Raw genomic sequence first — 6,662 nt, 5'->3', positions numbered from 1 at the left:
CCGGGGACCAGCCCGACAGTGGCGCGGACGCATCTGCCGCGGCGACGATGGTCCCCCAGTATGCGATGGTGGCTGCCATCCAGAGAGCGCCGGCGGCAGCCGTGAGCCAGGACCACCTCCAGAACCATGCCCGGCCAGGGCCGTATGACAATGCCACGGCCACGGCCACGACACCGCCGACAGCCAGCAGCTGAAGCCCAAGCAGGTAGGGCCCGGCGACCAGTCCGACCGGAACGCAAAGCCCGCCAATGAGCACCAGGCGCCGGGCGCCCAGCGGCATCCCTGCGTCCGGGCCCGTGCCGGGTCCGGGGTGCGGGGGGTTCTGGCGTTCCTCGTCGGCTGAAGTCATCGTTTTCATGGATCCTTGGGAGAGTCGGGCTGATGCGACCGCGCCGAAAGCGGCAGGGCGCAAAGCTGGAGGCACAGGCAACGTTAACCTCCTCCAGCGACGTTACAGGAACGCCTGAACAGATTACCAAGTTGGCGAAGTCCCCTGCGGGCCGCGTTGCTGCGGTTTAGGGGGTCGCCAACTGTGCCCTAGATCCAGGACGGCATCCACATCCGGAAGTGCCAGTCCTGGTACGGGATGATTTCCCCGGTCCAGACGGGATAGAAGAACGCCGAGAGCAGCACTGCTCCGGCCACAAACAGTGCCACGAGGTAGAGCCCGGAACGCCGGCGCCACAGCGGGTCCTGCCGCCGTCCGAGCACCAGTCCCAAGCAATAGGTCAGGGCAAGTATCAGAAATGGTTCAAAGGACACGGCGTAGAAAGTGAACATGGTGCGTTCCGGGTACAGGAACCACGGGAGGTAACCCGCACCAACCCCGGCCAGGATGGCGCCGGCCCGCCAGTCGCGGCGTCCGGCCCACCAGAACAGCAGGATGACCAGCGAAACCGTGGCGCTCCACCAGATCAGGGGATTGCCCACCGAGAGGATGGCCGAACTGCAGCTGGCAACGTCGCAGCCGGGGCTTCCCTGTTTGGGGGACTCGTAGAAAAACGACGTGGGCCGGCCCATCACCAGCCAGCTCCAGGCGCTGGCCTCGTAGGGGTGGTCGGAGTTGAGTCCCTGATGGAACTTGTACGCTTCCAGGTGGTAGTGGGCCAGGGACCGCAGCGGGCCCGGGATCCACCCCCACTGGGCTGACGGGTTGGTGTCGGCCCAGTGGCGGAAATACGCATCCTTCGACTGGAACCAGCCGGTCCACGTGGACACATACACGAGGGCGGCGACCGGGATGATGCTCAGGAAAGCAGGAATTCCGTCCTTGATAATGCCGCCGCTGATCCAGCCCCGGACGCCCGCGATCCGGCGCGCGCTCAGGTCCCAGAAGACGGTCAGGAGCCCAAAGCCGGCCAGAAAGAACAGCGCGGACCACTTGGTGCCCACGGCGAGGCCCAGACAGACTCCCGCCGCGACGCGCCACCAGCGGATGCCAAGCCACGGTCCGGAAACCAGCTGAAGCACGGACGGCCGGCCATCCGTGGCAGCGGCGGACTGGCGCCCCAGCCTGGCGGCGAGCCGGCGTCTGCCGTCGTCGCGGTCCATCAGGAGCGACCCGAAAGCGGCAAGGAGCCAGAACATCAGGAAGATGTCCAGCAGGGAGGTCCTGGACATCACCAGATGGTGCCCGTCCACTGCCAGCAGAAGGCCGGCGACGGCCCCTAACGTCAGCGAGTGGAAGAGTTTCTGCGCGATCAGAGTGATCAGGAGGAGGGACAGCGTTCCGGTCAAGGCGGCACCGAACCGCCAGCCCAGGGGGTTGTCGGGCCCGAACAGCCACATTCCTGCCGCGATCATCCACTTGCCGACCGGCGGGTGGACCACGTACTGGGGGGTGTCCAGCAGCACGGCCGGGTTGCCGGCATTGAAGGAGACATTGGCCTCGTCCGGCCAGCTGCGTTCGTACCCGCTCACCAGCAGCGAGTACCCGTCCTTGACGTAATAGTTTTCGTCGAACACCAGCCTGTGCGGAGTGTCCAGGCGGACGAAGCGGAGGACGCCGCCGATCCCGGCGGTGATAATCGGAATCAGCCAGAACCACAGCCGCAGCGAAGGCGGATAGTCGCGCCATGAGCGGATGCCACCAAGCAGACGTTCCTGCAGGGCGCTTTCCGTGAATGCTTCCTGAGGCCGGCGGATCCACCGATAGCCCTCAAGGTTGCGTCCCAGCGTCCCTGACGCCGGCTGTTCCAGAGGGGCCGGGCTGGCCTCGACAGGAGGTACAGAGGTCTGCGTGCGGGTATCACCTGAGACCATTTTTTCAGTCCCTCTACATTCAGTCCCGTGGAGCACTGGAACAGGCAGGCGCAGGCCTTGGCGCCGCTCAATTGACGAAGCTCCGGTCAAATAGCGGTTGACCGAAGCTCCGGTCCATTATGCCTACCTGAACCTTACGGTTCGCTGGGAAGTCGCCCCGTCAATGAAGATATTGGCCATGGACCGCATTGTCCTGTTGCGAATCCCTTGCCGCGGGTGTCCCGACTATGTGTCGGGAAAGGCTATTCGATGAAAAGGCCCAAGACTGCCAGCCTGCGGGAATGCCGACGCCGGGCCACGCACCAGATGGGATGGAGGCCTCAGCGGCCAGGAAGCCGCTCCCGGCGCCCCGCCCGCCTCTGGGCTACTTTTGGAGGCGCCTTCGGACCCTCTGACCGCGGATGACGACGCCTGCGCTGTGAAGCACAAGGCCCACTCCGATGACCGGAAGGGACGCGGCCGTCAGGGCCTCGATCCGTGACAGGTTTCCGGCGATGTTCAGCAGTATCCCGGCCGCGATCAGGCCCATGGCGCCAAACACGAGCGCCTTGTATGAGCCGGTCGCGGTGTTCCAAAATTCATTCAGCACCTTGCCAGCTTAGCGGCCTGTTCTCCGGAACGGCCGCGGGAACNACCGGCACGACCGGTTCCTCGCGGCTGGTGTGCGGGCGATGACTCTGCTCCTTCCCCGCGCGCATCGGAGCACGGGCAGCTCGGGCTCTCAGAACTGGCTTGCGGAATGGGGGACGGTCGGGCCCGCGGCTAGGGTGGTGGTGTGCACTGCGACATTACTGAAGAAAAATCCCGGTCCAGAACATCCTCCTGGGCGCGAGGTGCGGGCTGGCCGTGCCTTGCCGGAGCCAGGCGGGGCGCGCTGGGGCCGAGGGCGCTCCTTCGGTCCGGCCAGTGACGTACTCGTTCCTTCTGACCCGGCAGTGGCTTGGGATCCTGGGGCTCGCCGCGCTCTTCGCCGCGGCCTGCGTCGGATTGGGAAACTGGCAGTTGGACCGCCGGAATCAGGCCGTGGCAGAGATCCAGCGTGTCCAGCAAAACTATGACAAAGAACCCATCCCGTTCGAATCTGCCCGTAGGTACTTCGCAGTAGCTGAGCCCGGAGCCAAGTGGACGCCCGTATCGGTGCGCGGCCACTACCTGGCGTCCGATCAGCGGATCGTCAGAAACCGGCCGAACAATGCCGCGCCCGGGTATGAGGTCCTGGTTCCCTTTCGGCTGGCTTCCGGTGAGACGATCGTGATCAACCGGGGGTGGCTGCCCATCGGGAATCTCAGGCCCGGTTACCCCGATGCTGTACCTGCTCCTCCGGAAGGAATCATCGACGCCGTCGTGCGGCTGAAGCCCGCGGAGCCCGGATTGGACCGTGCCGCGCCCGAGGGTCAGTTGGCCAGCATCGAACTGGTGGCATACACGCGCCAGTTGGCGTATCCGCTGATGACGGGCAGCTATGGTCTGATGGCTTCCGAGTCTCCCGGACCGGATGAAACGCCGTTTCAATTGACCTCACCATCCGTGCAGGAGGGGTCCAATCTTTCCTACGCCCTGCAGTGGATCACCTTCGGCGTGCTCGCCTTCGTGGGCTTCGGGTACACGGCCCGGCAACACGCCCGGATGCGGCGCGAGGAACTTGAACAGGATGGCCCGGTCACGGCCAACAGGCCGCTTCACCCGTCCCGCACGCGGCGGCGCGCCGGGTCGGACGACGAAGAGGATGCCATGCTTGACGCTCTCGGCCTCTGAAGCGCAGCAGCCCGTTTCTTGCCATTTCGCTCGTCGACCTGCGTGACTCACATGTGGCTGCCACCGGGGCTGGCTCTGGTCAGACTGGTGCCCGTCCCCGCCGAGACAAGCCATTCACGTGCTGAATACCTAACCCTGCTGCTGCCTCGGGATCCGTTCGCCGTCAGTGGCAAGCAGCGACGGGGAAACCAACGCGCTAACAACGGAAAACCGGTCCAGCCACTAAGGACCGCAGCTCCAGCTGGAGATGCCCTTCCAACCTGGCCGGCTCGATAGGATCGAACCTATGACTGATGCCCGTGACCTCACCCTCCCCACGGGCTACATCGACCTGCTCGGAGAGCTTAAGAACCGGGTCCGGGCCGCACGCACGAGAGCGCTGCGGACAGTCAACACCCAGTTGATCGAGTTGTACTGGTCCATCGGGCAGGATGTCAGTGCCCAGCAGGAGCAACAGGGGTGGGGGAGTGGCGTCATCAAAAGACTGGCCGACGACCTTCGGGCGGAGTTCCCGCAGATGAAGGGATTCTCCGCCCGGAACGTTCAATACATGACGACATTTGCCCGGGCCTGGAATGGCGGTGCAATTGCGCAACAGCCTGTTGCGCAATTGCCGTGGGGCCACGTCACCGTGCTGCTGGACAAGCTTGCCGACCAAGAAAAGCGCGACTGGTACGCCTCAGAAGCCGTCGAATACGGCTGGTCCCGCAACGTCCTGATGAACATGATCATGAACAAAACTCTCGAGCGTACGGGGTCGGCGCCGTCGAACTTTGCGCAACAGCTTGTTGCGCAAGACTCGGAGCTAGCGCAGCAGGTGGCCAAGGACCCCTACTCTTTTGAGTTCCTTGGTCTGTCCGGAGAGGTCGCAGAACGAGACCTCGAGCAGGCTCTCATGGACCGCATCACCGACACCCTCCGGGAGATGGGGCCCGGGTTCGCGTTCGTCGGCCGTCAGGTCCACTTCGACGTCGGCGGCGACGACTTCTACATCGATCTCCTCTTCTTTCACGTCGAGCAACTCCGGTACTTCGTCATCGAACTCAAGACCGGCAAATTCCAACCCGAATACGCCGGCAAGCTCAACTTCTACATCGCCCTGGTCGACGACCGGCTCCGCCGCGAAACGCACGCAGACACCGTGGGGATCCTGATCTGCGGCAGTAAGAACGACCACACCGTCCGCTACAGCCTCGGCCGCGCGACCTCACCCATGGCCGTCGCCTCCTACACCTACGACGCCCTGCCCGCCGAGGTCCGCAATGATCTACCGGACGCCGACCGGCTCACCGCGGCACTGGACTGGACCGAGGATTCGGACGGCTGAACAGCGACAGCGCAAGGCCAGAAAGGACTCCGGGAAAGCGCTTGGGCGCGTTTCCGGCCACGTCCCCGGGCAAGATCGGGTCCCGTGTTGCCGGGCTCCCGGACGGAGCCTGCCGGTCCCCGCGACAGGGAAATACCGGGGCCATGGTGTAGGTTGCAGTTCCGTCAGCTAAGAACGCCAGAGAAGAGAATGACCCCAGTGGCAACCGATTACGACGAAGTACGTTCCGACGTCAAGGAATCCCAAGACCGCTCCCTGGAGGCGCTGCAATCCGCCAACGCCCCGGATGCCCGCAGCGTCGTCCGCGACCCGGACGAATCCGACGCGATGGATGAGGCCATGACCCCTGGCGGAGAGATTGTCGCCGAGGAACTCATCGTTCAGGTCATTCCCCAGGCCGGGGACGAGTTCACCTGCTACTCCTGCTTCCTGGTCCGGCACCGTTCCCAACTCGCACGCGAAAAGAACGGCCACTCGTATTGCGTCGAGTGTGACGGCTAGGGTTCAGCTCCGCGTGCACGCCGGCGGGGCATTGTGCGGGGGAGCGGAGCGTGCCTTTCATCGTCTCAAAGTTCGACCCAGTGCCCCAATGCCATGGGTGCCAGACGGAGCTGCTGGTTCAGGCCTTCATCGTGCTGGAATCCATCAAGACTCCGGTCGTAAAGCTTGTCGCTGTCGGTGTCTTCGAGGATCCTGTCGGTGAGTGTGCCCCGCCAAATATCCACCGCGGCGATAGCCTCCAGTGCCGAACCCGCGCGCCAAACGCGGGCGGCGGCCGAGATCCTTATCGACGTCGCGCTGCAGCACAGCCCGGACCACGATCACGATCACGATCACGGTAGTAGCCCCCACCAAAGTCGCTCCTGAACGTACCGAGCGGCACGGGGCCGAGAGGGTCCCGGGCAAGAAGGACATGTCGCCCTTGGCGCAGCACTGGAATGTTTGTTTCATGAGCGCGAAAGGGTGAGGGGTGAGCGCACGTGATCGAGGAACCGATCCCGTCGGGTGCGGCCCGGCGTGAGCTTTCTGTCCTCCGGCCGCCCCGGGACGGCGATCGGACATGGCTGAGTGTCCGGGGTCCGACCAACAGCGAAGTTGCGGGGTACTGGTGCGTAAACAGGGCTGTCAGTGGGAGGTGGGAGCGGGAAGTCCCTGTCGGGGAATGACGCTGTGATGACTCAGCGTGGACCTTGGCCCGAGGCCATCGGGCAGCCGTCCTGGTCCTCGGTTCCGGACCGGCTCACCGTGACACGATCGAGGTCACCGCGCCAACGAACATCGGCAATACAGCCAGCGACGCCAAAAGGAGCATGCCCCG

The 6,662-nt window shown here is 64.5% G+C and carries 6 protein-coding genes; 3 read left to right on the top strand and 3 right to left on the bottom strand.

Going from position 1 to position 6,662, the window contains the following annotated elements; translation table 11 throughout:
* The 3 genes from K789_RS22975 to K789_RS0112245 all read right to left on the bottom strand — a co-directional run.
* The coding region (locus K789_RS22975) for a hypothetical protein (RefSeq protein WP_024367000.1) at positions 1 to 349 on the bottom strand (349 nt) is incomplete at its 3' end.
* Positions 350 to 537: 188 nt separating this feature from the next.
* Positions 538 to 2,262 (bottom strand): dolichyl-phosphate-mannose--protein mannosyltransferase, encoded by a 1,725-nt coding sequence (locus tag K789_RS0112250; RefSeq protein ID WP_051181028.1) that lies wholly within the window; start codon positions 2,260 to 2,262, stop codon positions 538 to 540.
* Between the two features lie 364 nt (positions 2,263 to 2,626).
* Positions 2,627 to 2,851 carry a DUF3188 domain-containing protein gene (locus K789_RS0112245; RefSeq protein WP_024366998.1) on the bottom strand — a complete coding sequence of 75 codons (225 nt, stop codon included), beginning with the start codon at positions 2,849 to 2,851 and terminating at the stop codon, positions 2,627 to 2,629.
* 317 nt (positions 2,852 to 3,168) lie between these two features.
* On the opposite strand from K789_RS0112245, the gene K789_RS0112240 reads away from it, so the two are divergent.
* The 3 genes from K789_RS0112240 to K789_RS0112230 all read left to right on the top strand — a co-directional run bounded on the left by K789_RS0112240 (position 3,169) and on the right by K789_RS0112230 (position 5,845).
* A complete protein-coding gene (locus tag K789_RS0112240) occupies positions 3,169 to 4,017 on the top strand; it encodes an SURF1 family protein (protein WP_024366997.1) in 849 nt (282 codons plus the stop codon).
* Between the two features lie 286 nt (positions 4,018 to 4,303).
* Entirely contained in the window at positions 4,304 to 5,344 is a 1,041-nt protein-coding gene (locus tag K789_RS0112235; RefSeq protein ID WP_024366996.1) for a PDDEXK nuclease domain-containing protein, read from the top strand.
* A 198-nt stretch (positions 5,345 to 5,542) separates the two neighbouring features.
* Positions 5,543 to 5,845 carry a DUF4193 domain-containing protein gene (locus tag K789_RS0112230; RefSeq protein WP_024366995.1) on the top strand — a complete coding sequence of 101 codons (303 nt, stop codon included), beginning with the start codon at positions 5,543 to 5,545 and terminating at the stop codon, positions 5,843 to 5,845.
* Positions 5,846 to 6,662: the final 817 nt, after the last annotated feature.

It is taken from the genome of Arthrobacter sp. TB 26, from assembly GCF_000427315.1.
In the GTDB taxonomy this organism is placed as follows: domain Bacteria; phylum Actinomycetota; class Actinomycetes; order Actinomycetales; family Micrococcaceae; genus Arthrobacter.
Note: the sequence above shows the minus strand (reverse complement) of the source record. Positions and strands in the feature narration are given on the sequence as shown.

Coding starts and splice junctions, on each gene's coding strand:
- K789_RS0112250 (WP_051181028.1), bottom strand. CDS start 2,262: ATGGTCTCAGGTGATACCCGCACGCAGACCTCTGTACCTCCTGTCGAG.
- K789_RS0112235 (WP_024366996.1), top strand. CDS start 4,304: ATGACTGATGCCCGTGACCTCACCCTCCCCACGGGCTACATCGACCTG.